Genomic DNA, 25,316 nt, shown 5'->3' with positions numbered 1-25,316 from the left:
AATGGCCGTGCCGACGGACCGGGCCGATCAGCGGCTTGAACTGGCCGATGCGCCGGATCGCGATCTCGAAGTTGGGGCTGAACAACGCGGCGAACAGCGGTGGATCGAAGGTTTCGACGGAGACCAGACCGAGTATCCGCAGCGCGAGGGCCGGTGCATTCGCGATGTCTTCCATCGCGCGCCACAGGCGGAAGTACTCGCGGGTCGTCAGCCCGTTCTCCGGCCGCGTGAACGGATCGGCGGGCAACTGCGCGCGCCGCAGCAGTTCGTCGACGCGCCGGCCGAGGTCGACCAGCACGACCTGCCAGCCCGGCGAAATCGCGAAGCGGTTCAACGCCGCAATTGCCCGGTTTCGACGAGCTGCTGGAAGAAGTCGTTCATCGACTCGGCGAGCGGGCGATAGCGGATGCCCAGTTCGTTGCGGCTGCGACTGTTGTCGGCGCGCCAGGGCAGCCCGACGTTGCGCGCGATCATGCGGCGCGTCACGCTCTTGTTGGCGAGCGGGCCGACGAGCCACACCAGCCATTTCGGCAGGATGCGCCGCGGAATCGGGTAGTCGGCGCCATACCGTTCCAGCAGTGTGGCGGCCATCGCCGGCAGGCTCGTGTCGTGCGCCGACACGATGTAGCGGCCGCTGGCGCTCGGCAGGAACGCCGCACGCAGATGCGCGTCGGCGACGTCGCGGACATCCACCGCGCCCACGCCGAGATCGGGCACGCCGGTCTTCATCGTGCCGTTGCCCATCTGCCGCACGATCTCGAAGCTCTCCGACGTCGCGTACGGATTGATGCCCGGCCCGATCACGAGCGACGGATTGATGGTCACGAGCTCCCAGCGTTGCTGCTGGCGGGCGATCTTCCACGCTTCGCGCTCGGCGACCGTCTTCGAATACGAATAGGGCTGATGGGTCAGCGACGAACTGGTGTTCCAGATTGCTTCGGTAAACATACCGTCCGGTGTCGCGGCGAGATCGGCGTTGTCGCCGTAGATCGCCGCGCAACTGCTGGTCAGCACGACGCGCCGCACCGACGGCGTGCGGTTGGCCGTCTCGAGTACGTTGCGCGTGCCGAGCAGCGCCGGATCGACCAGCTCCTTCTGCGGATCGCGAACGGTGACGGTGAACGGCGACGCGGTATGGAACACGGTCCCGCAACCGGCCATCGCGTCGGCGTACGACCCGGGTTCGAGCAGGTCCGCGCGGAAATAGCGGATCGTGCCGGGCTTGCCGGCCGCGATGCGCTGGAGATGCTCGAGCTTGTCCGGGCTGTCCGGGTCGCGCACGGCCGCATGGACCGTCAGGCCGGCCTCGAGCAGCCGCTGCACGAGCCAGCCCGCGACGTACCCGGTCGCGCCGGTCACCATGACGGGGAGGTCGGTATCGATATGCATGGCCGGGATGCCGTAGCAGAGGAGATGCGCCATGATGCCGCCTTTTGCGCGCCACTTCACTCGCAAAGCGCGCCAATCGACATGCAGGGGCGACAGGCGGCGCGATACCGGCACGGCCATGCCCGATTTCCAGTCGAAGGAATGACGACTGGAACGATGCGGGGCGTTGGAACTTCAGGAGGCGTGCGACGAAGCCGCACGTCGCTGCCGACGGCCGATTCATCAGACATGAAAGCGCGCGATTCGCCGGAATGCTCGCCATCGTGCTGCTGTGCAACGCGCCGTCGCGGCGGCCGGCCGTTTTCACCCCGTCCTTTCCGAACGCCATCGGCCCAACCATATCGGCCGGCATCCCCACTTTTGGGGATGCCGGCGCCCTACGGTGCGCTTACGATGGTTACCGAGGCATCGCGACCGGATGTCGCCGGAACAATCGGACAGGCCTGTCGTTCCTCTGTCGATCGCCGTGTGCATCCGCACAATCGATTGACACGTTCGTCGCATACGCTGAGGCGCAACGTGTGCGGTGCGTCGTGGCGCCGCGGACGATGGCGCGTTGATGACGGAAGGCCTGATGTCGTATTTCGGGGATTTCAATCAATATGCTCGCACGAGACTATGTGGAGCGTGAGCTCTCTCACATCCAGAGAATGGTGGCGCTGCTCGACAGCGAGACGGCCGTCGTCGATGTGTCGATGTCGGGGGCGGGGCGCGTCAGGCATCCGCGATACTGGCGCGGGCGTATCGAGGAACTGCTGTCGACGCCCGACGTGCCGCGTCACGTCAGAAAGCTGAGCGAAGCGGTGCTCGCGAAGCTCGACGAACTGGAAGCGCGGTTCACGACGATGAAGTAAGTGCCTCGTCGGAGCGGGCGGCGAAACGCGTTCCGGTCGCGTCGCCGGTTGCGTCGTTTTGACCGCGCGTCGTCCCGCTATCCCGCCATCCCGCGCCGCGCAGGCCGCCGCCTGCGTCAACACGGATTGCGTCGTCCTGTTGAAAAATAACCATTTCGTTTGACGAGAAGCAGTCACCCCCGTGGTATTTCGATCACATCCGCATCGTCAATTTGAACAATGAGGTCGATTGAGTAAGATGCCCGAACGGCGTTCGATAAAAACGCACGGCACGGGGTGGCCAGATGCAGATGAACGGGTTGGTTCCATCGGCATGGATCGATGACGTCTACGCCGCGGCGCTGGGCGACCAGCGATGGGAGGCGGTGCTGGACGGGCTGCGCGTGTCGGTCGGCGTCCGCATGGCGACGCTGCTGTCGTTCGACGATGCGGCGCGGCTGCCGGCGATCGAGCAGGCGGCCGGCGACGATCCGTCATGGGTCGCCGCGTGCCACCGCCGCTACAACACCGAGTTCTACCTGTACGACCCGGTCGTGCCGGTTGCCGCCGACTGGCAGGCAGGGCGCTGGTTCGAGGACGTCAAGCATCTGTCGGTGCGGCAGCGCACACATGGCGTGTTCTATCGGGAATTCCTGGAGCCGTTCGGGATCGGCAGCATTTCGGGCCTGTACATCCATCGCGGCGAGGGCGCGGGCGCTTTCCTCAGCGTACAGAGCGGCCCCGAGTCGCAAGGGCTTTCCGACGAGCAGCGTCGCGCGATCGAAATCATGGGCGCCCACATCAGCCGCGCGCTGCGCATCCACGCACGCATCGCCGAGCTCGAAGCGCGCGTGGCCGCGGCGGAATCGGCGCTCGACGCGGTGCCGGTGCCGATATTCCTGCTCGGCCCGCAACGCGAACTGCGTTATACGAACCGCGCGGCCGATCAACTGATTACCGCCGAACCGGCGCTGCGAATCCTGAGCGGTCGTTTTGCGCCGGAAGGCTGCATCGACGACGCGCAATGGCGGCATGCGTTCGCACGCGGCGGGCTGCTGCTGCGTCGTGCGACCGGCGAGCCGCTGCCGCTTGCGTTGATCCCCGTGCCCGAACAATCGCGCCTCGCGCGCGAACGGCCTGGCGTCGCGGCGCTGATGACGGCCGCCGACCTGCGTTCGCCGTCGGCGCGCGCGCAGCGCTTGCGGGTGTTCTACGGGTTGTCGTCGGCGGAGGCCGATCTCGCCGTATTGCTGTGCTGCGACGGGCGCTCGCCGCAGGAATGCGCAACGCTGCGCGGCGTGTCGATCGGCACGGTCCGCGCACAGATCAAATCGATCTACACGAAGACCGACGTGGCGCGCGCCGCGCAACTGACGTCGCTGGTCATGCAGACCTGAAGGATCGATGCGCGCGAGGCGCCTGCGTTTTTACCTACCCGCCGCCGATTCCCTGCAGTATCTTGCCGGTCCCGCCGCAGACGGTGCACGCCTGCCCCTCCACCATGCCGGTGCCGCGGCAGACGCGACACGTATCCTCGCCGATGCCCGGCGCATCCGCGGGGCCTTCGTCGCCGCCGTTCGGCGGGGTAGCCGGGTCGGGCGGCGCTGATCGCTTCGTGATCGACATGACGGGCTCCTTTCGTGTTTCACGCCGGAACGGCGCGCATCGCGCGTGCCTGGCAGGCGGCGCGCCCGACGACCCCGGATGATCGAGCGCATGGGATATCACGGCGGCGTGGCAATATTGTAGTCAGTCATCATATGACATGGGCCCAACGAAGCGAAAGAAGGCCGACGGGGTGGGCCAAAACTCCGGCGTCAATGTTCCAATCGGCATGCCGATCCGCTTCCGGAAAACGTTTCGCGAAAAAGTCCGAAAACATAGAATCCGGTGCCCCGATTCCTCCGTGAGCCCCTGATGACAGCGGTTATAGGGGTATGCACCAAGTGAGTTAAACGATTAACCGACGTACATTCGCTCAACACGTCATACGACGTATGACTCCGCGGTTCGGGGAAGCGCCTGGCTGAAGCCCGCACGGGCCGCCGGATCGCCGCACAACAACGATCGACCATCCTGGAGACTCACCATGAAGCACCGATTCACCGGCTCCCGTATTGCCCTGGCCGTCGCCTTGATGGCCGGCTTCACGCTATCCGCGCAGGCGCGCGTGTTCCGTTCGGCGGACGTGCACGGCGACACCTTCCCGACCAACATGGCCGTGAAGTTCATGGGCGACGAACTGTCGAAGCAGACGGGCGGCAAGGATTCGATCAAGGTGTTCGGCAACAGCGCGCTCGGCTCCGAGAAGGACACGGTCGACCAGGTGCGGATCGGCGCGATCGACATGGCGCGCGTGAACGGCGCGTCGTTCAACGAGATCGTGCCGGAATCGCTGATCCCGTCGTTCCCGTTCCTGTTTCGCGACGTCGACCATTTCCGCAAGGCGATGTACGGCCCGGCCGGCCAGAAGATCCTCGATGCGTTCACCGCGAAGGGGATGATCGCGCTGACGTTCTACGAGAGCGGCGCGCGCTCGATCTACGCGAAGCGCCCGGTGCGTTCGCCGGCCGACATGAAGGGGCTGAAGGTGCGCGTGCAACCGTCGGACCTGATGGTCGACGAGATCCGCGCGATGGGCGGCACGCCCACGCCGATGCCGTTCGCCGAGGTGTACACGGGCCTGAAGACGGGCCTCGTCGATGCGGCGGAAAACAACCTGCCGTCGTACGAGGAAACCAAGCATTACGAAGTGGCGCCCGATTACTCGGAAACGCAGCACGCGATGACGCCGGAAGTGCTGGTGTTCTCGAAGAAGATCTGGGACACGCTGTCGCCGCAGGAGCAGGCGGCGATCAAAAAGGCGGCGGCCGACTCGGTGCCGTACTACCAGAAGCTGTGGACCGCGCGCGAGGCGTCCGCACAGCAGCTGGTGACGAAGGGCGGCGCGAAGATCGTGCCGGCCGCGCAGATCGACCGCGCGGCGTTCGTGAAGGCGATGCAGCCGCTGTGGACCAAGTATGAAAAGACGCCGCAGATGAAGCAGATCGTCGACGAGATCGAGGCCACCAAGTGACGCGTCGCACTTCCCTGAACGGCGCGTCGGCCGCGGGTTCGACCGGCGGCGGCGCCGCGGACGGCGCGGCACGGGCGCGGCCGCACGCCGCGCCGCTGCTGCGCTGCGTGAACGACGTGCTGTTCCGCGTGCTCGCGGTGGTCGCATCGGCGTGCCTCGCGGTGCTCACGGTGCTGGTGTTCTACGCGGTCGTGATGCGCTACGTGTTCGAGAACGCGCCGGATTTCGTCGAGCCGATCGCGCTGCTGCTCGTGATCGTGATCGCGATGTTCGGCGCGGCGATGAAGGTGCGCGACGGCGGCCATATCGGCCTCGATTCGCTGGTGCGCCGGCTGTCGCCGAAGGCGCGCACGGTGGTCATCGCGATCCAGCACCTGAGCCTGATCGCGTTCGCGATCATGATCATGGTCGGCTGCGGCGGCATGGCCGCCGAGACGATGGGCGACCGCATCCCGATCATCGGGCTGCCCGAAGGCGTGCGCTACCTGATCGCGATGCCCGCGGCGATCGCGATCATCTTCTTCTCGCTCGAGCACCTGCTCGCGCTTCGTCGCTCTTCGTCGGGACAATAACGCCATGGAACTCGCGATTCTGTCCGTCAGTTTTCTGATATTCCTCGTGCTCGGCGTGCCCGTGTCGTTCGCGCTCGGCATTGCGTGCGTGCTGACCTACATGGTCGAAGGCCTGCCGATCGCCACCGCGATGCAGGCGATGATCTCGGGGATGAACGCGTTCTCGTTCCTCGCCGTGCCGTTCTTCATCTTCTCCGGCGAGCTGATGCTGCATGGCGGCATCGCGGACCGGATCCTGCGCTTCGCGCAGGCGACCGTCGGCCACTTCCGCGGCGGCCTCGGGATGGCGAACGTCGTCGCGTGCACGCTGTTCGGCGGCGTGTCGGGCTCGCCGACCGCCGATACGTCGGCGATGGGCGGCGTGGTGATTCCGCTGATGAAGCGCGAAGGCTACAGCGCCGCGTACGCGGTCAACGTGACCACGCATGCGTCGCTCGCCGGTGCGCTGATGCCGACGTCGACCAACATGATCATCTACGCGTTCGCCGCGCAGGGCATCACCGGGATGCTGCACGGCCAGCCGGTGAGCGGCGTGTCGATCGGCGACCTGCTGTTCTCGGGGCTCCTGCCGGTGCTGTGGGTGATGGGCTTCGTGCTCGCCGCCGCGTACTGGCAGGCCGTGCGTCACGGCTACCCGCGCCGCGAGGACGGCTCGTCGGCACTGCCGCGGTTTCCCGGCTGGTATGCGGTGCTGCGCAGCTTCGTCGGCGCGGTGCCCGGGCTGATGGTGATCGCGATCATCCTCGTGTGCGTCGCGAAGGGCATCGCCACCGCGACCGAAGCGGCCGCGATCGCCGTCGTCTACTCGCTCGTGCTGACCGCGGTGGTGTACCGCACGCTGACGGCCGAGAAGCTGCGCCGCGCGCTGTCGCATGCGGCGCGCACGACGGGCGTCGTGCTGCTGCTGATCGCGGTGTCCAACATGCTGCGCTTCCAGATGTCGTACCTGGAGATTCCGGATGCGATCGAAGGACTGCTGAAGCAGTCGACCGCCGCGCCGTGGCTGATGCTGCTGTATATCAACATCATCCAGGTGTTCCTCGGCACGTTCGTCGACATGGCCGCGCACATCCTGATCACGACGCCGCTGTTCCTGCCGATCGCGATGGCGTGCGGCGTCGGGCCGGTGCAGTTCGGGATCATGCTGTTGCTGAACTGCTCGCTCGGCCTCGTGCATCCGCCGATCGGCTCGGTGCAGTTCGTCGGCTGCGCGATCGGCAACGTGTCGATCGGCGAGACGACGAAGATGGCGTGGCCTTACTACCTCGCGATCTTCAGCGCGATCAACATCGTCACGTATCTGCCGTTCTTCTCGACGTGGCTGCCGAGCGTGATCAGCGGGCACGCGGTGTTCTGATCGCACGCTTCGCCCGTCGCGGCGCCGGACGACCGAGGGTGTCCGGCGCCGCGCTCGCCTGTGCGCGCGTGCCGGCCCGCCGCGCGCGGCCGGCTCAGTCCTGCCGTCCGTCCGGCTCGACGTGGCGATCGGCCGAGCGTTCGTCGCGCCAGTGCGCCAGCGCGCGCCACAGCGCCGGGCGCGCATGGTCGCGCGGCGGCAACGGGATCACGCAATCGACGCCCCGCACGTTGACCACCACGCCCGAGTCGGGCAGCGTGGCCGGGATGCCGGAGCACGAAGGGTCGACGTCGGGTTCGGACGGGGTGCCCCGGTCGGGCGGGCGTGGCGACATCATGCGCATTCTCCGTGAGGTGTCGAAGCAGTGCATCAGTAACGGACCCGCCCGACCAGGCCGAGCGGATCGATCGCGTGCTGGACGGCGCCGGCGAGCTGCCGGTGCGCGGCCGGCACGTGCTTGCGGTAGTACGCGATATTGACCGGCCCGATGCCGTGTTCCGCGCTGAAGCAGCCGCCTGCCCGCACGACGCGGTCGTACAGCGCGCCGCGCAATGCCACCTGTTGCAGCGCTCCGTAGCGTTGTGCCTCGGTAGGCGGAATCGACACGACGAGATGGCAGCCGCCGTCGCCGAAATGGCCGAACGCGTGACAGTGCAGCGCCGGATGCGCGGCGGCGAGCCACTGCTCGGCATCGGCGACGAATCCGGCCAGCGCGCCGCGCGGAAACGACACGTCGAACGACAGCGGCAGGCCGCCCTGCGCGACCGCGGCCGGCAGTGCGTCGCGAATCCGCCAGAAGCGTTCCGCCGGCGCGCATGCCGCGTCGAGGACGAGCCGTTCGTTCATCAGCGCGTCGAGCGTCGCGACCGCGCGTTCCTCGAGCAGCGCATCGAGCCCCGGCATGCCGGTCGCGATCTCGACGAGCGCATAGCATCCGGCTTCACCGGGCTCGAACGGCGCGCGCAATGCCGGAAATGCCGCCGCGACGCAACCGACCGCCGCCGCCGACATGAACTCGAACGCCGACACCATCTCGCCGAATGCGCGTTCGAACGCGAGCAGGCCGGCGAGTGCCGCGTCATACGACCCGAACGCGACGAACGCCGCGCACGACGACCGTTCGAGCGGCGCGAGCGCGAACGACACGGCCGTCACGAGCCCGTTCGCGCCATTCGCGCCGATGAAGCATTGCGCGACGTCGAAGCCCGCGTTGCGCTTGCGCAGCGGCGCGAGCGCGTCGATCACGGTACCCGCTTCGTCGGCCAGCACGACTTCGACGCCGAGCACGTGACGGCGCACGTCGCCGTACTTGATCAGGCGGCTGCCGCCCGCGTTCGCGCCGACGAGGCCGCCGGCCGCCGGATCGCTGCCGAGATCGATCGGCACGCAGAGGCCGGCTTCGCCCGCCACGCGATTGAGGTCGGACAGCCGCACGCCGGCGTCGACCGTGATGCTGCGATTGGCCGGATCGAACGCACGGATCGCGCGCATCCGCTCGAACGACACCACGCATTGCGTGCCGCTGCGATCGGGCACGGCCGCGCCGACGAGCCCGCTGCGCGCACCCTGGGCGACGAGCGCGATCCGGTGCGCGACGGCGACGCGGGCGAGCGCGCGCACGTCGGCGGTCGAGGCCGGCCGCGCGACGCCGAGCGGCACGCCGCCGTGTTGCACGACGTCGGTCGCATATGGCTCGCATGCCGCGCCTTCGAGCCAGCCGTCGCCGAGCGCCGCGGCGAGCGCGTGTCGTTGCGCGGCATGTGCCGCGTGTACTGCGCGGTCGGGCAGCGCGTTCATCGTCAGCGTGCCCGTGCGAGCTGCTTGCGCAGCCGGCCGCGCACGACGACCAGCGCGATCAGCGGCACGACGCCGCCCCACAGCGGGCTGTGACGCATCGCGATCGACACCGCGAGCGCGACGACGGTGACGGCGAGCAGCACGAGCGACAGCGAACGCGCCCGCGCGTGATCGACGAACGTGCCGTCGACGAAGCCGCCGTCCGACCACGCGGTATGCACGATGCCGACCACCAGCACGCAGACGAGCATCGCGGCCGGCCCGAGTTCCTCGCCCCACAAACGGCTACCTGTCGGCGAGACGAGCGCGAGCACCGCGCCGATCACGAGGAACAGGTCGACGCCGATCGCGATGCTGTTGCGCTCCGCGCGGCGGATCAGCCACGCGCCGTGCACGAGCGCGAGCACGCCGCCGATCAGGAACGCATGGGTCCAGCGCAGATCAGGCTGCTCGGGGCCGAGCCGGCCGTAGAACAGGAACACGATCGCCGGCAGGAAGTTGCTCGCGTGCAGCAGGTAGCCGGTTATGGGATTGCTCGATTTCATCGGGGGTTTCTCCTTCGTCGAAACAGCGTGGCGACGCGTCATGCGTCGTGCCAGCGGAACAGCCGCGCGGCGGCGAACAGGAACAGCGCGGTGCACGCGGCCATGCCGAGCAGTTGCGGCGCGAGCTGCGCGTACGGCGCGCCGTCGACCAGCGCGCCGCGCAGCGCAACGGCGAACTGGTTGGTCGGCAGGAACGCGAGCCCGGCCTTCAGCCACGCGGGCGCGTCGTGCATCGGGATCGTCAGGTCGCTGAAGAACAGCAGCGGGTAGTAGGTGACGTTGCACGCGAGTTCGGCCGCCGCGAGCGAACGGGTACGGCTCGCCAGCAGCACGCCGATGCTCAGCACCATCGCCGCGCCGAGCAGCACGATCGGCAATGCACGCAGCCCGTCCGGCGTCGCGATCGGCAGCGCGATGCCGAACACGACGCGCGCCACCGTCAGCAGCACGAGCGCCGACAGCGCCATCATCGCCATCCGCGCGACGATCAGCGCGGCGAGGAACACGCCGCGCGACACCGGGAAGCACACGTAGAGCTTGAACGTATTGCGCTCGCGAAGTGAGGCGATCGCGGTGGTCGTCGAATTGAGACCGATCGCCATGAACGCCATCACCAGGATGCCGGTCGCGAAGAACGCGCCGTAGTCGAACGGGCGGCGCGCGGGCGCGGCGTTCTCGAAGCGAGCCTGCGCGGCCGGCAGCCCGAGCCGCTGCGCGGCGCAGCGCGCGAGCGCGATCTCGACGACGCGCGACGCGGCCTTCACCGCGAGCGAGCCGTTGAAGTCGTAACGGATCGTCGCCGGCGTGCGTTCGTCCGCGCCGAGCACGACGGTCACGCGATCGGCCGGCGCGCCGCGCCCGCCGAAGGTCGCCTTCACCGTGTCGCTGTGCGACAGGCTGGCAACGATCTGCGCCTTGCACGCCTGGTTGTACGGCGTCGCGCCGCCGGGCATGTCGAACGCGATGTCGGCCGCGCCGAGCGAGCCCGATCCGCCGAACGCGAACAGCATCACGCTCAGCAGGAACACCGGGAACACGAGCGTCCAGAACAGCGACGAGCGGCTGCGCAGATAGCCGAGCAGCTCGTTGCGCACGAGGATCAGGAATACCTTAGCCATGGGTCGGGCCCTCGGTGCACAGGCGCAGCAGGTCGCCCGGCGTGCTCGGCGCGAGTGCGAGATGCTGGATGCCCTGTTCGCCGACGATCCGGTGCACGTTCGGATGCAGCGTCGCATCGCCGAACGCCTCGACCACGTGCGCGGCCGACACGCGCACGCCGGTCACGCCGGGCAGCGCCGCGAGCCGTTTGCGCAGCGCGCGCGCATCGGCTTCGTCGCGGCAATGCAGGACCGCGCGCGCATCGCCGACGAGCCTGGCGCGCAGCGTGTGCTGGTCGCCCTGGTAGCGCACGCCGCCGTCGCGCACCCACACGAGATCGTCGACCACGCTCAGTTCTTCCTCGGAATGGCAGATCATCGCGACGCTCGTGCCGCTCGCGCGATGGCGCAGCAGGTCGATCACGACGCCCGCGTAGCGACGGTCGAGGCCCGTGAACGGCTCGTCGAGCACGGCCAGCTCGGGCCGGTGCGCGAGCGCGACGTAGAGGTCCACGCGCTGGCGCTGCCCCTTCGACAGCGCGCGGCACGGCTTGTCGAGCAACTCGGCGATGCCGAGCGCGTCGGTGATCACCGAATCGGTGTGCGCGTACATCGCGCGGTGCAGCGCGACGATCTCCGATACACGCAGGTGATCGGGATACTCGACCTTCTGCAATTGCGCGCCGAGCCGCCGCAGCGAGCGCGAATCGCGCATGAAGCGTTCGGCCGGCACGTCGAGCACGCGCACGTCGCTGCCGCCGCGCCGGAAGCCGAGCAGCGTCTCGAGCAGCGTGGTCTTGCCCGAGCCGTTCGGCCCGACGATCGCGGTGATCGCGCCGAGCCGGAACCGCACGTGGCGCGCGGATAAGCGGAAATCGCCGGCCGCGACGTCGATCGCGCGCGCACCGAGCGCCGCGCCCGGCGCATGCGCGTCGGGCAGCGGCGGCGTGCCCGCGCGCTGCGGCCGGTCGAACGCGGCGGGCGGGCCGAACATCGCGCGCACGGACGCAAGAAACGAAACGCTCATCGTCGGCATCCTCAGTCGAACAGCATGACCTGCGTGTCGCGCGCGCCCCGGTACGGGTTGCGGCCGTGCGCGACCAGCATGTTGTCGACGACGAGCACGTCGCCGGCCTGCCACGGGAACGCGAATTCCTCGTCGTCGAGCGCGTCGTAGATCGGCGCCAGATCGTCGAACGGCATCGGCGCGCCGTCGCCGTAGCGAATCTCGTACGGAAACGCCGCGCGCGTGCCGTACATGCGCTGCAGGTAGCGATAGCTGAGCTCGCCCATCGAGCGCGGGTTCGGGTGCTGCGCGCTCGCCTGGTTGAACCACACCGTCTCGCCGGTGCGCGGATGCGTGCGCAGCGCGCTGCCGACGTGCGACACGGTCACGCTGCCGTCGTCGAGCCAGCGACAGCCGACGCCGCGTTCCGCGCACAGCCGCTCGACCTCGTCGCGCGCCGTCGTGCCGAACGCGTCGTCCCACGGCCGGTGGTAGGCGGCGAACGGCAGGTTCGGATTGGCGGCGAGGCCGTCCGCGCGGTCGCCCGGCGCGGCGAAATTGCGCAGGTACATCACGCCGCGCTCGGCGAACCGAGCACGCAGCGCGGCCGGTACGCGCGCGGTCACGCGCCGCATGTCGCAGATCGGCGTTTCGCCGCCCGCGTCGGCCGGTTGCCGGCAGTAGAACGCGACGAGGCGCGGGAACGCCGGCATGTAGGCCATCTCCTGATGCAGCCCGATCTTGAACGGCGGCGGCATGCGGGTCGATTCGTAGACCTGGCCATCGATCTGCTTGCGCGGGGCGGCGCCGGCCGTATAGCCGTTCGCGTGCGCCGGATACAGCGCGCCGAGGCGGCCGAACGCGGCGGTGTCGGGCACCGCGAAGCCGCGCCACAGCAGCGCGCCGCACGCGTCGAGCAGCGTGTCGATCGTGTCGAGCCGCGAGCGGTACCACGCGACGAACATCTCCGGCGACGTCGCGAGTTCGGGGCTGCGCGGCGTCACGCACAGCGGCAGCGTCGCGCCGGGCGCGACCGGCGCGCACCGCACGTCGTCGGCGCCGAGCCGCACGGCGGCATGCGCGGCGAGGAAGGCGAGATCGGTCATCGCTCAGGCCAGCGCCGGTTTCTTCAGCAGGATTTCGAAGCCGAGCGCGCCGAGCCCCATGCTCGGGCTGTAGATCGACGCAACCGACGACAGGCCGGCATCGGCCACCAGCGCATGCGCTTCGTCGAGCGTGATCTTTTCCTCGACGTGGGTCGGCGGATAGTCGGCGGCCGCGCGCATTTCGGTGAAGCGGTCGAGCAGGTGCTGCGGCGCGTCGCGGCGCATGTCGTGCACGAGCGCGATGCCGCCCGGCTCCAGCACGCGGTACATCTCGGTCAGGCTGAGCGCCTTGTCGGGCAGGTGATGTAGCGTCGCGCGGCCGACCGCCATCGTCAGCGTGCCGTCGTCGAACGGCAGCGCGAGCGCGTCGCCGACGCGCATCTCGATCGTGTCGTCGAGCCCGAGTTCGCGGATGCGCGGGCGGCCTTCGTCCAGCATCGCCGGATCGAGGTCGATGCCGACGTAGCGCCAGCCGCGCATCGCCGGATCGGTCGCGAGCCGCACCGGCACGACGCCGGTGGCCGTGCCGATGTCGGCAATCGTGCCGGCCGTCATCCCGCGCGCCAGTTGGCGGATGCGACTGATGAACAGCAGGTCCCACGGTTCGAGCGTTTCGGTGGCGAAGCGATCGTAGTCGTTCGCCGGGCGCAGGTTCTTGAGCAGCATGACGTTCCTTGTGCGAGAGGGTGAGGGTTCACAGCCAGCCGACCGGCACGGCGGCCAGCAGCCGTCGCGCGGTCGCGCTGTTGACGCCGAACGCCGGGCGGCGGCGCCGTTCCACTGCATGCGCGGCCATCGCCGCGATGCGCGCGGCCAGCCCGACGCCGACGCCCCACGACGGCGCGGCGACGCCGAGTTCGAGCAGCGTCGCGGCGGTCAGGAAATCGATGTTCGGCCGCAGCGCGCGGCGCGTGTCGGCCTGCGCGCAGCATGCGTCGAACAGCGTCACGTATCCGCCGTCGAAGCCGATTGCCATCAACCGGCCGCGTATGTGCGGCGGACGCGGATCGGCGACGAACAGCGGATGGCCGAAGCCGTACAGCGTGCGTTTCGCGTCGAGCGCCGCATCGATCGCCGCGCGCCCGGCCGCGTCGAGCGCGGCGGCCGGCGCGTGGGTGCCGCACGGCACCGACTGCACGAGCGCGGCGAGCCACTGCATCGCTTCGAGCGCCGCGCCGACGTGCGACGGCCCGCTCGCGAGGAAGCCGGAGGCGACGGCCTGGGTCAGCGTGACGCCGGTGCCGATCGCGACGCGCGGCGCGAGCACGGTCGGCGTGATGTAGCCGAAGCCCGCGTGCCACGCGACGAGCAGCATGTCCATCGCCGCATGCGCGGGCGCGTCGTGGCGCGTCGCGCCGGTCAGCACGAGCATGCGTTGCGCTTGCGTCCGCGCTGCATCGAGCGCCGTGCTGCCGCCGGCGTGCGTGCCGGCCGCGAACGGCCGGCCCTCGATCGCCGCATGCAGCAGGAACGGCGCGGCGGCCGCGCACAGCAGCATCGTGTCGAGATCGGCATCGTCCGGCGCCGGGCCGTGCACGCGTGCGGTCACGTCGTCGAGGCCGCGCAGCAGGCCGGACGCGGCCGCGAACACCGGCGCGACGCCCGCCGCGCCGAGATCGGCCGCGACCGACTGCGCGGCCGAGCCTGGCGCGAGCGCGTCGGTGAACGCGGCGAGCCGCGCGCTGATCGTCGCTTCGTGCGCGCGATGGTTGGCGCTGCCGGGCGCGACGTCGAACCACAGATGCGCGAGTGCGCCTTCGAACGTCGTCGCGCCGATCAGCGCGTTCAGGTCGAGATCGCGCACGCGCAGCGCTTCGGGGGCGAGCGTCGCGCCGTCGATGTCGGTGCCGCGATGGCGTGTCGCCGGCCGGCCGAGCAGGTTGCGCGGCGCATCGTCGGCCGCGGTCGTGGCGGCGGCGGCGCCGGAATCGAGTGTCGTGTCCATGTCATTCCACCGCGGCGAGTTCGTCGCTGCTGACGCTGATCGCCGCGTGCGCCATCGCGGCGATCACGGCCGCGTGCTGGTCGACGACGGGCAGCACGTTCGCGAAGTAGTAGCGCGCGCTTTTCAGCTTGCCGCGATAGAACGCCAACTCGGCCGGCGCGTCGGCGGTTTCCGGCGCATCGAGCCGGCGCGCGGCGATCGTCGCCGATTCGAGCAGCACCCATGCGGACGTGACGACGCCGAACATCTCCAGAAAGCGCGTGTAGAACTGGCTGCTGCGATGCGTGTGGCCGTCCTGCACGTCGCGCGCGATGTCGTCGAGCGCGGCGGCGATGCGATCGGCGCCCGCGCGTAGCGCATCGAACAGCGGCCGCAGCTCCGCATGCGTGCCGGCATGATGCTGCTGCGCGAGGAACGCGTCGAGTTCGTCGCGGTAGTACTGGATCAGCCGCGAATGGCGGCCGAAGCCGAGCTTGTCGCGCACGAGATCCTGCGCCTGGATGTAGTTCGTGCCTTCCCAGATCGACAGGATCTTCACGTCGCGCGCGTTCTGCTCGACCGGGCTCGCGTCGGTATAGCCGAGCCCGCCGTGCACCTGGATCGCCGTTTCGCAGATCCGCCACGCCTGGTCCGAGATGAACGCCTTGCAGATCGGCGTCAGCAGCAGTTGCAGCTTGCGATGACGCTCGATCTCGGTCGGGTCGGCGTCGGGCGTCGCTTCGAGCATCGCCGCGCGCGTCGCGGTCGCCGCGAGCTTGCCGAGCAGGCCGCGGCAGCCGTCGACGCGGCTTTTCATGTCGACCAGCATGCGCTGCACGTCCGCGTGCTCGACGATCGCGACCCGTGCCGCGTTCGTGTTCGACGCGCGCTCGATCGGCCGGCCCTGCAGCCGGCGGCCCGCGTACTCGACCGCGTGCAGGTACGCGCTCGATGCGACGCCGACGCCGAACATCCCGGTGCTCATCCGCGCCTGGTTCATCAGCGGCATCAGCTGCAGCAGCCCGACGTTGCGGCGGCCGCCGAGCAGCCAGCCTTTCGTCGTGCCGTTCGAGCCGAACACGAGATGCGTGTTCGCGCAGCCCTTGAGGCCCATCTTGCGCGGCAGGCCGATGCAGTCGACGTGGTTCGGCTGCAGCTCGCCGGTGGTTTCGTCGGGCCAGAAGCGCGGCACGACGAGGCACGACAGCGAGAACGAATCCGGCGACGCGGTGTCGATGCGCCCGAGCACGAAATACAGCGTGTTTTCCGTCAGCTCGTGCATGCCGGCCGAGATATAGACCTTCTCGCCGTCGATCGCGTAGATGTCGCGTTCGAGCGGCGTCGCGCGCAGCGCGACCGCGGTCAGGTCGGTGCCGGCCTGCGGTTCGGTCGCGCAGAAGCACGCGTCCCAGCGGTACGCTTCGAGCGGCGCGATGAGCGCCTTCTGGTGCGGCGTGCCGTGCATCTGCAGCAGCTTGACCGCGGGGCGCGTGAAGCCGCCGTACGTCATGAACGACGGATTCGCGCCCATGAACATCTCGTAGATCATCTGCGTGACGATCGGCGGCAGCCCGTGCGCGGTGCCGAACAGCGTGTTCGACCACTCGTCGCGAAAGCGCGCCCACAGTGCGTGGAAATGCGAAGGAATCCGTACCTGGCCGTCGTCGAGCAGCGTGCAGCCCTCGACGTCCGCCTGCTGGTAGCTGCGCCCGAGGTCGAGCGCGAAATCGCGTGCGCGTTCGAGCAGCGCGTCGATCGACGCGCGATCGTGCGTGCCGTACAAGCCGTGTTCCGCCAGGAAGCGCTTGTCGGCCTCGAACAGTTCCCACAGAAAGAAGCGCAGCTCGCGCAGGCTGACCTTGTAGGCGCTCATCATGCGTCTCCTTCGATATCGAGTGCGGCGTCGAGCCCGCCGGCCAGGTCGACGACGGCCGCCGCCGCCGCGCCATGCAGCGCCGCGTCCCAGACGAGCACCGTGCGGCGTTCGCCTTCGTCGAGCGCGCCCGCGAGCCGGATCAGCGCGGCGGCCGATTCGGCCGACGACAGATGGCCCGACCCGTCGTGCTGGATGCGCGCGGGAACCGGGATCGACGCGGCATCGGCCACGCGCGCCGCGAAGCCGGGGTCGAAGCCGGGCGGCACGCACCAGTCGATCTCGTTCGCACGCAGGTCGGCCTGGTCGAGCGCGCGGCGGATCGCGCGCGCGGCGACCGGTGCGAGCGTGTCGCGCAGCGCGGCCGGCGCGTCGGCCCACGGATCGGCGATCGACGGCCCGAATTCGAGCGCGACTGAGCGCACGCCGCCCCACGGGGCCGGCTCGGGCGTCGGTCCCGCGCGCGACACGAGCAGCGCGGCGGCGGCATCGCCGTAGCCGACCAGGTCGCCGAACTGGCGGAAGAACGGGTAGAGCCACTTGTCGCTGAGGATCACGAGCGCCTGGTCGCCTTCATCGCGCAGCAGCCCGTCGAGCAGCATCAGCGCCGAATACCAGCCGAGCGTGCCGTTCTGGCCGAGCGCGAACGGCGTCACGCGTTGCAGCCCGAGTTCGTACTGCATGCGGCCGACGACCGAGTCGCCGATGCCTTCGTTGAGCGCGCAACTGGCGACGATCACATGCGTCGTGCGGGCCAGCGCGCCGGAGCCGAGCTGGTCGCGCAGGTCGAGCGCCGCATCGGCGGCGAGATCGGCGAGGCTGCGCCCGGGCGGTGCGACGCGCAGCGCGGGCCGCCCGCCCGGCGCGAGACGCGTGCCTTCGTCGGGCGTCAGCGCGCCCATGCCGCGCGGCCGCGCAAAGCGCGCCTGCGGCAGCAGCAGGTGCCGGTAGCCGGGATGGCGCTCCTGCGCCTGGATCGCACTGAACACGACGGCGGGCGGCAGCACCACGACGCCGCCGGACAGCGCGAGCGTGCCGGGCGCGGCGACGCGCGGTGCACCGACACAGGTTTCGTCGAGCGTCGACAGGGTCATGCGGCGGTCTCCTCGAGGTTCGGACGCGCGAACGCGTCGCGATACTGCGCTTTCAGCGCCGGTCGGTCGATCTTGCCGTTCGGGTTGCGCGGCAACGCGGGCAGCGGCTCGACGACGAGCGGGTTCATGTAGGTGGGCAACGCGTCGCGGCACGCGCGGGCGATGTCGGCGCGGCACGCGTCGGCGTCGAGCGTCGACACGACGCATGCGGCGATCGCCTCGCCGAGCGCCGGGTGCGGGACGCTGAACACGGCGGCCTCGCGGATGTGCGGCAGCGCGAACAGCACGTCCTCGACCTCGGTCGGGCTCACGCGATAGCCGGACGTCTTGATCATGTCGTCGCCGCGCGCGACGAAATACAGGTAGCCGTCCGCGTCGCGCCGCACGATGTCGCCGGACCACACGGCGACGTCCGGGCGCGGGATTTCGCCGTGCCGGCGCGGCAGCGGACGAAAGCGCTGCGCGGTCAGCTCGGGCCGGTTCCAGTAGCCGAGCGTGACGAAGGCACCGCGATGCACGAGTTCGCCGGGCTCGTCGGCCGCGCATTCGCTGCCGTCCGCGCGCAGTACGAGAATCTCCGCGTTCGGCACGGCCTTGCCGATCGACGTCGGGCGCAGCGCCGCATCCGCGGGCGGCAGGTAGGTCGAGCGGAATGCCTCGGTCAACCCGTACATCAGGTACGGTGACGCCTGCGTGAACAGCGCCTGCAGCCGGTGCAGCAGCGGTGTCGCGAGATGGCCGCCGGTGTTCGCGAAGCGGCGGATCCGCGTGCGCGCGCCGTCGCTCCAGCCGGCCGATGCAAGCTGCATCCAGAGCGGCGGCACGCCGGTGATCGACGTGACGCCGAACGCATCGCAATGGCGCGGCACTTCGGCCGGCTGCAGGAAGTCGAGCGGCGTGTAGCACGCGCCGGACGCGAGCGCGGTCGTGAGCTGGCTCAGGCCCGCGTCGAAGCTGAGCGGCAGCACGCCGAGCACGACGTCGTCTTCGGCGAGCTGCTGGTACGCGGCGACGCTGAACGCACCCGACACCAGGTTGCGATGCGACACGACGACGCCTTTGGGCTTGCCGGTCGAGCCGGACGTGTAGAGCAGCGCGGCCGGATCGTCGTCGACCGGGCGGCCGAAGGGGGCCGCTGCGGACGCTGGCGTGTCGGTGCGGGGCGACTCGATCGCATCGGCGAGTTCCTCGATCAGCAGCGTGCGCGCGCCGACGAGCGCGGCGAGCGCCGGCAGGCGCTTGAGCCGCTGCGCGCCGGTCACGAACAGCGCGGCGCCGCTGTCGGCGACGATGTGTTCGATCTGCGCTTCCTTCAACTGCGGATTGACCGGCACGAAGATCGCGCCGAGCGCGTTGGCCGCGAGCATCGCGACCACGGTTTCGATGCGCTTCGGCGCGTAGATCGCGACGCGTTCGCCGGGCCGCACGCCGCGCGATGCGAGCGCGGCGGCGGCGCGCCGGACCGCGCGGGCAAGCTGGTCGTAAGTCAGGGTGCGGCCGCCGTCGGCGTACGCCGGATGATGCGGCCAGCGCTCGGCGCCGTGTTCGAGCAGGTCGGCGATGCTGATCAATGCGTTCATGATCGGCTCCTCGGGTTCAGGCCGGCCGCACGTATACGTGCGCGGCTTCGTGGGACAGGAAATGCGCCATCGAGTACGTGCGGTGATACGCGCCGCAGCGCTCGAACATCGCGATGTCGCCGACCTGCGGCGGTGCGCCCGTGTCGTCGCGGCCGATCACGTCCGCGCGGCTGCAGGTGCTCCCGACGAAGAGCGTTGGCACGCCGCGAGGCGGCGGCGCGGGCGTGCGGCGCACCAGCGACGGGGCGGCCAGGCGGCGCATCATCGTTTCGGTCTGGGCGAGCAGGAACGCATGCGACAGGCCGCCGTCGCAGACGGCGATCGTGCGGTCCTGCCACGTCTTGACCGCGACGACGCGCGTCGCGAACACGCCTGCATCGGCGAAGATCGCGCGGCCGGATTCGTGGGCGAGCGAATACTGGCCGGCGAGCGGCGCGAGCGCGGCGGCATAGCGTTCGAACGCGGCATCGCCCGGATGATCGTCGGCGAAACCGCCGCCGAGGCTCAGCGACGCGAGCGGCGCACCGTTGGCCGGCGCGAGATCGCGGGCCAGCGCGGCGAGCCGCTCGGGCAACACGAGCGTGTCCGGCTGCGTCGGGTCCTGGCGGATGAACGAATGCGGGCCGGAGAACACATGCAGCCCGGCGACGGGCAAGCCGGCGGCCGCGAGCGTGCGCACCGCGTCGTGCGCCTCGTTCGGCGTCATCCCGAAGTGGTCGTGCCACGGCGCCCGCGCGTGCTCGCCTGCCAGCGCGCCGGCGTTCACGCGCAGCAGCACGGCGCCCGGCGTGCCGCCGCCGGCCGCCGCTTCACGCGCGAGCGGCACGAAACGCGCGACCGCATCCGGGTTGTCGAGCACGAAATGGCAGCGCGACGCGAGCCCCGCGCGCATGAACATCTCGTCCATCGACGGATTGTTCAGGTAGCGCGGCGTCTTGATCCGGCCGATCACCGCGTCGAGTTCGCCGCGGCTCGCGAGTTCGACGCCGTCCTCGTACGCATGCGCGCAGCGCGCGAGCATGTCCTGGTTCGGGTTCGCCTTCAGCGACACGATCAACCGCGTGCCGAGCCGCGCCTTGAGCGACCGGTAGCGGGCGATCGCGACCTCGGGCTCGTACACGTAGCACGGCGTGCGCAGATCGGCGATCCACGCGCGATCGGCGGCGGGAAGCGGGCGCTCAGGCGTCATGGCGGCTCACCGGATGGAGCGTGGCGGCCGCATACGCGCCGCAGTTCGACTGCATCACGCCGAGCACGCGCCGGCCGTGCGCGACCGCATCGAGCCCGACGTCGGCCAGGTTGATCGGAAAATCCGAACAGCACGCGTGGCCGCGCGCATGGATGTTGTCCGCGTAGAGCCGCTCGGCCGGCACGCGCATCGCGCGGCACAGCGCGTTCCAGCCGGGCAGGTCGGCGTTGTGCGGCAGCACGAGATCGTATGCGTCGAGCGCATGCGGCTCGAGCGCGACGGCCGCGTCGATCGCGCGGCGCGTGTACGGCCATTCCATCATGATCAGGTCGGCCTCGTTCGCGGCGACGGTGTCCGACCCGCGATGCCATTTCGCATGCGTTTCGATCGCGATGCCGCCGAGCCGGTTCTTCGTGCTGTTGCGCGCGATCAGCATCGCGGCCGCGCCGTCGCACTGCACGCCCGTCATCTGCCGCATCCGGTAATCCTCGCCGTATACGCGGTCGGACGACACGACGAGCGCCGCATCGAGTTGCGGATGGCGGCGCATCAGCGCGCGCACGGTTTCGATGCCGGCCGCGACCGACACGCAGTTCAGTTGCGCGACGGAGCCGAGCCACAGCGGCTCGATGCCGAAGCGCGCGGCCACTTCGTGCGGCAGGCTGCGCGGCGCGGGCGGCACGCTGAACTGCTGCGTGTGCACGTGCACGATCGCGCCGACGTCGGACGGCTGCACGCGCGCGGTGTCGAGCAGCCGGCCGACCGCCGCGATCGCGAGATCGGTCTCGCTCGTGTCGAGCGCCATGTGGAAATAGCGGCTGCCCGACTGCGCGATCGCGGCCGCCCGCTGCGCCGGGTAATCGCGTTCGGCGGCCCAGGCCTCGATATCGACGGGCGGGCCCGGCAGCTCGTAGGCCACCGCGTCGATGCCGATCCAGAAGCCGGCGTCGCGGGATGCGTGGGAGGAGGGCATCGTCATGTCAGTTGAGCGGCATCGCCGCGTAGTCGAGGACGTCGAGCTTTTCGAAGGTCGCCTGCACGGTCGGCGTGAGCAGGCCCATCTCGCGGATCGTCGGCACGAGGCGCCGGAAGATCGAGCGGCGGATCGAGCTCGACACCGGCGACTCGCGCACCATCGCGCTGCATTCGCGCTTGGAAAGCCCCATCGGTTCCCAGATGTCGTCCGCGCACAGGTGCTCGTACAGCACGGCCGCGCCTTCGCAGATGAATTCCTCGCGCTCGCGCAGCTCGTGCGAACTCATCTCCGCGTACACGCGGCACAGCGTGATCCGGCCGACCGCGAAGTGGCGTGCTTCGTCGCGCTGGATCCGCAGGAACAGGTCCTTGACGAACGGGTCGGTGCTGTACGCGACGACGCTCTGGAAAATCGACAGCGCGATGCCCTCGACCAGCACCTGCATCCCGAGGTTCGTCATGTCGAGCGCGCTGCTCGTGATCGTGTCGTGCAGCAGCCCTTTCAGCGAGCGGCTCATCGGGTAGCTGACGTCGAGCTTCTCGTTGACGAGCTTCGCGTACGCCTCGACGTGGCGCGCTTCGTCCATCATCTGCGCGGCCGCGCACAGCCGCGCGCTCAAGCCGCTTTCGGCCGACGCGAGCTTCGACGCGCAGATCAGCGCGGCCTGCTCGCCGTGCAGGATCTGCGACAGCAGCCAGCCCTGCGCGTGGTGGCGCACCTCGCGCTTGTCGGCGTCGGCGAGCTTGCCCCACAGCTCGGTGCCGTAGATCAGCAGCGTCGGGTCGGGCATGCCGAGCGGGTTCGCCGGGTCGAGGTCGTGGCGCCAGTCGACGTCGGTCGCGACGTCCCACTGCGCGGCTTTCGCCTTCTCGTACAGCCGGTTCAGCGCCTCTTCGCGCAGCGCGTAGTCGTTCGACATCAGCGCGTCGACGGGCATCGACCAGCGGATGTCGGCCGTATCCTGCATCACGGTAAGCGTGTCATTCATGTCAGGGTCTCCCCGGCCGCGCGGCGGCGCCGGAATGATGGGCGGAATCGGTGAACGGGGCGGCGCGCGGTGCGCCCGGGTGCGGTTCGAGCCGGATCGCGAACGACGGCCACGCACCACGCAGTTGCGCGTCGAACGCATCGGCGAGCCGCGCGGGCCAGATCGCGCAGCACACGCGGTTGTCGCCGGCGAATTCCGCATCGCGCAGGATGCGGTCGCCGATCCAGGCGACCGGCGCGCCGCGTGCGGCATCGCGCAACGCTTCGTCGTACAGGTGCACGCCGAGCAGCACGTGCGGGGCGAGCAGTTCGGCCGGCAGCGCGCCGAAGTACGGTGCGCACACTTCGATGAAGAGGCGGGCGTCCGCGTGCACGGCGTCGCGAATCCGTGCGGCGATTTCCGCGAGGAACGCGAAATACTGCACGTGGTCGAGCAGCACGCGGCGTTCGCCGCCGGCCCCGTCGTGCGTATTGCCCGTGTCGTACGCATCGCCGGCCGCTTCCGCGAGCGCGGCGCGTGCGTAGTCGGCCGGCGTGTCGAGCGGCATCCGGTACGCGCTCGCCGCGACCGCGACCGGCTGGCGCGCATCGCGCTCGATCCGATAGGTGAAGTGAACGGGTCGCACCATGTCACGCCTCGCCGTCGAGAGAGAACGTCGCGTCCGGCGCGAACGCGACGTCGGCGATCGCGTAATAGCCGTTCAGCGCAAGCGAGCAGACTGCCGCGCGGCGCGGCGTGTCGCCGTCGCGGTGCGCGAGCAGCACCGACAGCCACGGGTCGCTGCCGAACGCATGACCGAACACGCCGTGGCCGTCCGGCAGCAGCGGCGTCTTGCCGACCGACGCGAGCAACGCGCGCCGCGACGTGGCCGGAAAGAACGGCAGCGCCGCGTGCAGGCCCGGGCGCGCCGCGCAGAACGTGCGGATGTCGCGGCCGAGCCGCACGACCGCGCTGGGCGGCGGCGCGGCGTCCGCGATCACCGACTGCGCCGGCTCGCGGCCGACGTCGACGAGCAGCGTGCAGACGCCGAAGCCCGAGCGCCCCCAGGCGGGATTGCCGTGCCAGTAGGTAAAGCCGTGCACGTCGACGTCGACGATCTGCAGGAGCAGCGTGCGCGGCCCGGTCTCGGCCGCGGTGGCCAGCGCGCGGCGCAACACATAGCCCCAGCCCGCGCATTCGTACGAGCAGGTCATCCAGTCGGGCGTGTAGTCGTTCGCGCCGGCAAGCGCCTGCGCGAACACCCGGTGCTGCGGCGAATCGTTCATCAGCAGCATCGACAGGATCGTCGAGCTGACCACGTAGTCGTCCGCGCCGACCGCGCCGCACAGCCGCTCGCGCTCGGCGCACGCGAGCGTGCCGATCACGTGCGCCGTGTCGTCGAGCGGCACGGCCGCGCCGTCGCGCGACGGCGCGACGCGCCGGTACGCGAGCGCCTGCACGGTCAGCGCGGTCGCCGGGGCCGGCTGGACGGCGGCGGCCGCCACGGGGGCAAGGGGCGCGAGCATCGTCGTATCAGGCCGCGTGCTGCTGGCTGCGCAGTTGCGCGTCGAGCTGCTGCAGCGTCGTGTACTGCGTGATGTTCAACGCTTCCGGATCGATCGAACCGTAAAGCTGTTCGCAGAACACGATCAGCTCGACGATGTTCAGCGAATCGATGCCGAGTTCGCCGATGCCGGCGTCCGTGTCGACGGTTTCGACGTTGAGGATCTTCGCGACTTCGCGGGACAGGATGTCGAGCGCGTCGGCCGGAACGTTCTGGGTCGTCATGAGGGGAGCTCCTGGAGTTGAGTTGAATTGATCGGGATCGATCGGCCTGTCGCGTGGATCAACTGCCGGCTTCGCAGCGCAGGCTCTTGCGAAGCTCGTGATAACACCGGTACGAACTGCCTTCCATCTTCGAAAACGCCAGCAGGTCGCGCTGGTCGTCGAACCGCGGCACCTTGCCGTCGCGCACGAGCGCGGTCAGGAACTCGTTCGACAGCAGCTTGATCGCGAGCACGCGCTGCACCTTGCCGAAGCTGTAGTGCGCGTCGTCGGTCTGGGTGCGCGCGGCGTCCGCGATGAAGCGGTGCACGGCGCGCGCGTCGGCGTCGAGTTCGACGCCGCCGGTCCGTTCGAGCCAGCCGACGTGCGCCATCAGCGCGCGGACGAAGTACGGCCGCACGACGGTCAGGTATTTGTTGAAGACGGTCGGGCCGCCGATCCGCAGGCGATCCTCGGCGGCGACGCGCACCTGGCCGCCGACGTTCGCGAGCTGCAGGTTGCCCGCGAGGAACGGCGCGCCGCAGGGCGAGCGCTTCAGTTTTCGATACTCGTCGGGCCATACGAGGTACGCGGCCGGGAACATCACGCCCGGCAGGCGTGCCGCGACGACGGCCATGCAGTCGCGGTGCGCCTCGATGCCCCACACCTTGTCGACGGTCAGCGCGAGCCCGTTGTCGTCGCTGCGCACGACGGTGCGCCAGGCGGCCAGCGTCGGGCCGCCGCCGTCGCTCATCAGGAACGCGAAGTTGTGGCCGGCGTCGATGCACTCGCAGGCGCGACGGTTCTGGTCGTCGGAGAAGAACAGCCCGAACATGATGCGGATGAACGCGCGCATGAACGGCTTGAACAGGTGATGAAATCCTTCGTTGCCGATCTGTTCGAGCAGTGCTTCGGTGAGCGGCGCTTCGTCGTGCCGCAACGGGGTCGACGCGGATGCGTCGGGCAGCACGTCCGGCGTGGCGGCGCGCAGCGCGATCACCATCTCGCTGTCGAGCAGCCGCACGGCGGCGGCTTCGACGAGCCGGGCCGCCGCGCGCGGCGGCGTGCCGATCGCGTCGAGGTGGCGCAGCACCGGATACGCGGCCTGGTCGGCCACGCGCAGCAGCGGCGACGGTGCGACCGGGGTGGGGGCGGAAAGCGTGGACATGGC

General features: G+C 69.8%; 25 protein-coding genes and 1 pseudogene. 5 read left to right on the top strand and 21 right to left on the bottom strand.

The window, feature by feature from the left end; genetic code table 11:
* Positions 1–4 precede the first annotated feature (4 nt).
* Positions 5–298, bottom strand: a pseudogene (locus CFB89_RS35820) (AraC family transcriptional regulator ligand-binding domain-containing protein); the annotation flags it as partial.
* 32 nt (positions 299–330) lie between these two features.
* Positions 331–1,422, bottom strand: coding sequence for an NAD-dependent epimerase/dehydratase family protein (locus CFB89_RS32630; RefSeq protein ID WP_089471737.1), 1,092 nt, complete (start codon positions 1,420–1,422; stop codon positions 331–333).
* A gap of 569 nt (positions 1,423–1,991) precedes the next feature.
* Between CFB89_RS32630 and CFB89_RS32625 the strand changes: the two genes are divergently transcribed.
* Both CFB89_RS32625 and CFB89_RS32620 read left to right on the top strand, forming a co-directional pair.
* Positions 1,992–2,243: a hypothetical protein gene (locus CFB89_RS32625; RefSeq protein ID WP_089471553.1), complete on the top strand. Its 252-nt coding sequence runs from the start codon at positions 1,992–1,994 to the stop codon at positions 2,241–2,243.
* Between the two features lie 290 nt (positions 2,244–2,533).
* A complete protein-coding gene (locus CFB89_RS32620) occupies positions 2,534–3,619 on the top strand; it encodes a helix-turn-helix transcriptional regulator (RefSeq protein ID WP_256979828.1) in 1,086 nt (361 codons plus the stop codon).
* Positions 3,620–3,653: 34 nt separating this feature from the next.
* Here the strand turns inward: CFB89_RS32620 and CFB89_RS32615 are convergent, their stop codons facing one another.
* Positions 3,654–3,848, bottom strand: a complete 195-nt coding sequence (locus CFB89_RS32615) for a hypothetical protein (protein WP_089471551.1) — start codon at positions 3,846–3,848, stop codon at positions 3,654–3,656.
* Between the two features lie 463 nt (positions 3,849–4,311).
* On the opposite strand from CFB89_RS32615, the gene CFB89_RS32610 reads away from it, so the two are divergent.
* The 3 genes from CFB89_RS32610 to CFB89_RS32600 are packed head-to-tail and all read left to right on the top strand — an operon-like array spanning position 4,312 to position 7,227.
* Entirely contained in the window at positions 4,312–5,298 is a 987-nt protein-coding gene (locus tag CFB89_RS32610; RefSeq protein WP_089471550.1) for a TRAP transporter substrate-binding protein, read from the top strand.
* Positions 5,295–5,870 carry a TRAP transporter small permease gene (locus CFB89_RS32605; protein ID WP_089471549.1) on the top strand — a complete coding sequence of 192 codons (576 nt, stop codon included), beginning with the start codon at positions 5,295–5,297 and terminating at the stop codon, positions 5,868–5,870. Before CFB89_RS32610 ends, CFB89_RS32605 begins: the two co-directional genes overlap by 4 nt.
* Before the next feature lie 4 nt (positions 5,871–5,874).
* A complete protein-coding gene (locus CFB89_RS32600) occupies positions 5,875–7,227 on the top strand; it encodes a TRAP transporter large permease (protein WP_089471548.1) in 1,353 nt (450 codons plus the stop codon).
* A gap of 94 nt (positions 7,228–7,321) precedes the next feature.
* On the opposite strand, the gene CFB89_RS32595 is transcribed toward CFB89_RS32600, so the two are convergent.
* From CFB89_RS32595 to CFB89_RS32510, 18 genes are read right to left on the bottom strand one after another with little or no spacing between them, the layout of a single operon-like run.
* Positions 7,322–7,564: a hypothetical protein gene (locus CFB89_RS32595; protein WP_256979827.1), complete on the bottom strand. Its 243-nt coding sequence runs from the start codon at positions 7,562–7,564 to the stop codon at positions 7,322–7,324.
* 32 nt (positions 7,565–7,596) lie between these two features.
* The gene (locus tag CFB89_RS32590) at positions 7,597–9,024 is read right to left on the bottom strand and encodes an FAD-binding oxidoreductase (RefSeq protein WP_089471546.1); all 1,428 of its coding nucleotides are present in this window, start codon (positions 9,022–9,024) and stop codon (positions 7,597–7,599) included.
* A gap of 2 nt (positions 9,025–9,026) precedes the next feature.
* The gene (locus CFB89_RS32585; protein WP_089471545.1) at positions 9,027–9,569 is read right to left on the bottom strand and encodes a permease; all 543 of its coding nucleotides are present in this window, start codon (positions 9,567–9,569) and stop codon (positions 9,027–9,029) included.
* Positions 9,570–9,607: 38 nt separating this feature from the next.
* On the bottom strand, positions 9,608–10,687 hold the full coding sequence (locus CFB89_RS32580; protein ID WP_089471544.1) for an ABC transporter permease: 1,080 nt from the start codon (positions 10,685–10,687) through the stop codon (positions 9,608–9,610).
* A complete protein-coding gene (locus tag CFB89_RS32575) occupies positions 10,680–11,693 on the bottom strand; it encodes an ATP-binding cassette domain-containing protein (protein ID WP_089471736.1) in 1,014 nt (337 codons plus the stop codon). Before CFB89_RS32575 ends, CFB89_RS32580 begins: the two co-directional genes overlap by 8 nt.
* An 11-nt stretch (positions 11,694–11,704) precedes the next feature.
* A complete protein-coding gene (locus CFB89_RS32570) occupies positions 11,705–12,778 on the bottom strand; it encodes a TauD/TfdA family dioxygenase (RefSeq protein ID WP_089471543.1) in 1,074 nt (357 codons plus the stop codon).
* Between the two features lie 3 nt (positions 12,779–12,781).
* Positions 12,782–13,444 carry a class I SAM-dependent methyltransferase gene (locus tag CFB89_RS32565; RefSeq protein ID WP_089471542.1) on the bottom strand — a complete coding sequence of 221 codons (663 nt, stop codon included), beginning with the start codon at positions 13,442–13,444 and terminating at the stop codon, positions 12,782–12,784.
* Between the two features lie 28 nt (positions 13,445–13,472).
* Positions 13,473–14,723: a citrate/2-methylcitrate synthase gene (locus CFB89_RS32560; protein ID WP_089471541.1), complete on the bottom strand. Its 1,251-nt coding sequence runs from the start codon at positions 14,721–14,723 to the stop codon at positions 13,473–13,475.
* Position 14,724: 1 nt separating this feature from the next.
* Positions 14,725–16,575, bottom strand: a complete 1,851-nt coding sequence (locus tag CFB89_RS32555) for an acyl-CoA dehydrogenase (RefSeq protein WP_179233575.1) — start codon at positions 16,573–16,575, stop codon at positions 14,725–14,727.
* Positions 16,575–17,669 (bottom strand): hypothetical protein, encoded by a 1,095-nt coding sequence (locus CFB89_RS32550; RefSeq protein WP_089471539.1) that lies wholly within the window; start codon positions 17,667–17,669, stop codon positions 16,575–16,577. The genes CFB89_RS32555 and CFB89_RS32550 overlap by 1 nt, the downstream gene beginning before the upstream one ends.
* Positions 17,666–19,249 (bottom strand): acyl-CoA ligase (AMP-forming), exosortase A system-associated, encoded by a 1,584-nt coding sequence (locus CFB89_RS32545; RefSeq protein WP_089471538.1) that lies wholly within the window; start codon positions 19,247–19,249, stop codon positions 17,666–17,668. The genes CFB89_RS32550 and CFB89_RS32545 overlap by 4 nt, the downstream gene beginning before the upstream one ends.
* A 16-nt stretch (positions 19,250–19,265) precedes the next feature.
* Positions 19,266–20,438, bottom strand: a complete 1,173-nt coding sequence (locus CFB89_RS32540) for a PLP-dependent decarboxylase (RefSeq protein WP_089471537.1) — start codon at positions 20,436–20,438, stop codon at positions 19,266–19,268.
* The gene (locus CFB89_RS32535; RefSeq protein ID WP_089471536.1) at positions 20,428–21,417 is read right to left on the bottom strand and encodes a 3-oxoacyl-ACP synthase; all 990 of its coding nucleotides are present in this window, start codon (positions 21,415–21,417) and stop codon (positions 20,428–20,430) included. Before CFB89_RS32535 ends, CFB89_RS32540 begins: the two co-directional genes overlap by 11 nt.
* 1 nt (position 21,418) lies before the next feature.
* Positions 21,419–22,402, bottom strand: coding sequence for a ferritin-like domain-containing protein (locus CFB89_RS32530; RefSeq protein ID WP_179233574.1), 984 nt, complete (start codon positions 22,400–22,402; stop codon positions 21,419–21,421).
* Position 22,403: 1 nt separating this feature from the next.
* On the bottom strand, positions 22,404–23,030 hold the full coding sequence (locus CFB89_RS32525) for a hypothetical protein (RefSeq protein WP_089471535.1): 627 nt from the start codon (positions 23,028–23,030) through the stop codon (positions 22,404–22,406).
* Position 23,031: 1 nt separating this feature from the next.
* Positions 23,032–23,907: a hypothetical protein gene (locus tag CFB89_RS32520; protein ID WP_089471534.1), complete on the bottom strand. Its 876-nt coding sequence runs from the start codon at positions 23,905–23,907 to the stop codon at positions 23,032–23,034.
* A 7-nt stretch (positions 23,908–23,914) separates the two neighbouring features.
* Positions 23,915–24,169: an acyl carrier protein gene (locus CFB89_RS32515; RefSeq protein WP_006481176.1), complete on the bottom strand. Its 255-nt coding sequence runs from the start codon at positions 24,167–24,169 to the stop codon at positions 23,915–23,917.
* A 58-nt stretch (positions 24,170–24,227) separates the two neighbouring features.
* Entirely contained in the window at positions 24,228–25,313 is a 1,086-nt protein-coding gene (locus CFB89_RS32510; RefSeq protein WP_089471533.1) for a hypothetical protein, read from the bottom strand.
* Positions 25,314–25,316: the final 3 nt, after the last annotated feature.

It is taken from the genome of Burkholderia sp. AU16741 (assembly GCF_002223345.1).
Lineage (GTDB): Bacteria > Pseudomonadota > Gammaproteobacteria > Burkholderiales > Burkholderiaceae > Burkholderia > Burkholderia sola.
Note: the sequence above shows the minus strand (reverse complement) of the source record. Positions and strands in the feature narration are given on the sequence as shown.

Coding starts and splice junctions, on each gene's coding strand:
- CFB89_RS32630 (WP_089471737.1), bottom strand. CDS start 1,422: ATGGCGCATCTCCTCTGCTACGGCATCCCGGCCATGCATATCGATACC.
- CFB89_RS32625 (WP_089471553.1), top strand. CDS start 1,992: ATGCTCGCACGAGACTATGTGGAGCGTGAGCTCTCTCACATCCAGAGA.
- CFB89_RS32620 (WP_256979828.1), top strand. CDS start 2,534: ATGAACGGGTTGGTTCCATCGGCATGGATCGATGACGTCTACGCCGCG.
- CFB89_RS32615 (WP_089471551.1), bottom strand. CDS start 3,848: ATGTCGATCACGAAGCGATCAGCGCCGCCCGACCCGGCTACCCCGCCG.
- CFB89_RS32610 (WP_089471550.1), top strand. CDS start 4,312: ATGAAGCACCGATTCACCGGCTCCCGTATTGCCCTGGCCGTCGCCTTG.
- CFB89_RS32600 (WP_089471548.1), top strand. CDS start 5,875: ATGGAACTCGCGATTCTGTCCGTCAGTTTTCTGATATTCCTCGTGCTC.
- CFB89_RS32595 (WP_256979827.1), bottom strand. CDS start 7,564: ATGATGTCGCCACGCCCGCCCGACCGGGGCACCCCGTCCGAACCCGAC.
- CFB89_RS32590 (WP_089471546.1), bottom strand. CDS start 9,024: ATGAACGCGCTGCCCGACCGCGCAGTACACGCGGCACATGCCGCGCAA.
- CFB89_RS32585 (WP_089471545.1), bottom strand. CDS start 9,569: ATGAAATCGAGCAATCCCATAACCGGCTACCTGCTGCACGCGAGCAAC.
- CFB89_RS32580 (WP_089471544.1), bottom strand. CDS start 10,687: ATGGCTAAGGTATTCCTGATCCTCGTGCGCAACGAGCTGCTCGGCTAT.
- CFB89_RS32575 (WP_089471736.1), bottom strand. CDS start 11,693: ATGAGCGTTTCGTTTCTTGCGTCCGTGCGCGCGATGTTCGGCCCGCCC.
- CFB89_RS32570 (WP_089471543.1), bottom strand. CDS start 12,778: ATGACCGATCTCGCCTTCCTCGCCGCGCATGCCGCCGTGCGGCTCGGC.
- CFB89_RS32565 (WP_089471542.1), bottom strand. CDS start 13,444: ATGCTGCTCAAGAACCTGCGCCCGGCGAACGACTACGATCGCTTCGCC.
- CFB89_RS32560 (WP_089471541.1), bottom strand. CDS start 14,723: ATGGACACGACACTCGATTCCGGCGCCGCCGCCGCCACGACCGCGGCC.
- CFB89_RS32555 (WP_179233575.1), bottom strand. CDS start 16,575: ATGAGCGCCTACAAGGTCAGCCTGCGCGAGCTGCGCTTCTTTCTGTGG.
- CFB89_RS32550 (WP_089471539.1), bottom strand. CDS start 17,669: ATGACCCTGTCGACGCTCGACGAAACCTGTGTCGGTGCACCGCGCGTC.
- CFB89_RS32545 (WP_089471538.1), bottom strand. CDS start 19,249: ATGAACGCATTGATCAGCATCGCCGACCTGCTCGAACACGGCGCCGAG.
- CFB89_RS32540 (WP_089471537.1), bottom strand. CDS start 20,438: ATGACGCCTGAGCGCCCGCTTCCCGCCGCCGATCGCGCGTGGATCGCC.
- CFB89_RS32535 (WP_089471536.1), bottom strand. CDS start 21,417: ATGACGATGCCCTCCTCCCACGCATCCCGCGACGCCGGCTTCTGGATC.
- CFB89_RS32530 (WP_179233574.1), bottom strand. CDS start 22,402: ATGAATGACACGCTTACCGTGATGCAGGATACGGCCGACATCCGCTGG.
- CFB89_RS32525 (WP_089471535.1), bottom strand. CDS start 23,030: ATGGTGCGACCCGTTCACTTCACCTATCGGATCGAGCGCGATGCGCGC.
- CFB89_RS32520 (WP_089471534.1), bottom strand. CDS start 23,907: ATGCTCGCGCCCCTTGCCCCCGTGGCGGCCGCCGCCGTCCAGCCGGCC.
- CFB89_RS32515 (WP_006481176.1), bottom strand. CDS start 24,169: ATGACGACCCAGAACGTTCCGGCCGACGCGCTCGACATCCTGTCCCGC.
- CFB89_RS32510 (WP_089471533.1), bottom strand. CDS start 25,313: ATGTCCACGCTTTCCGCCCCCACCCCGGTCGCACCGTCGCCGCTGCTG.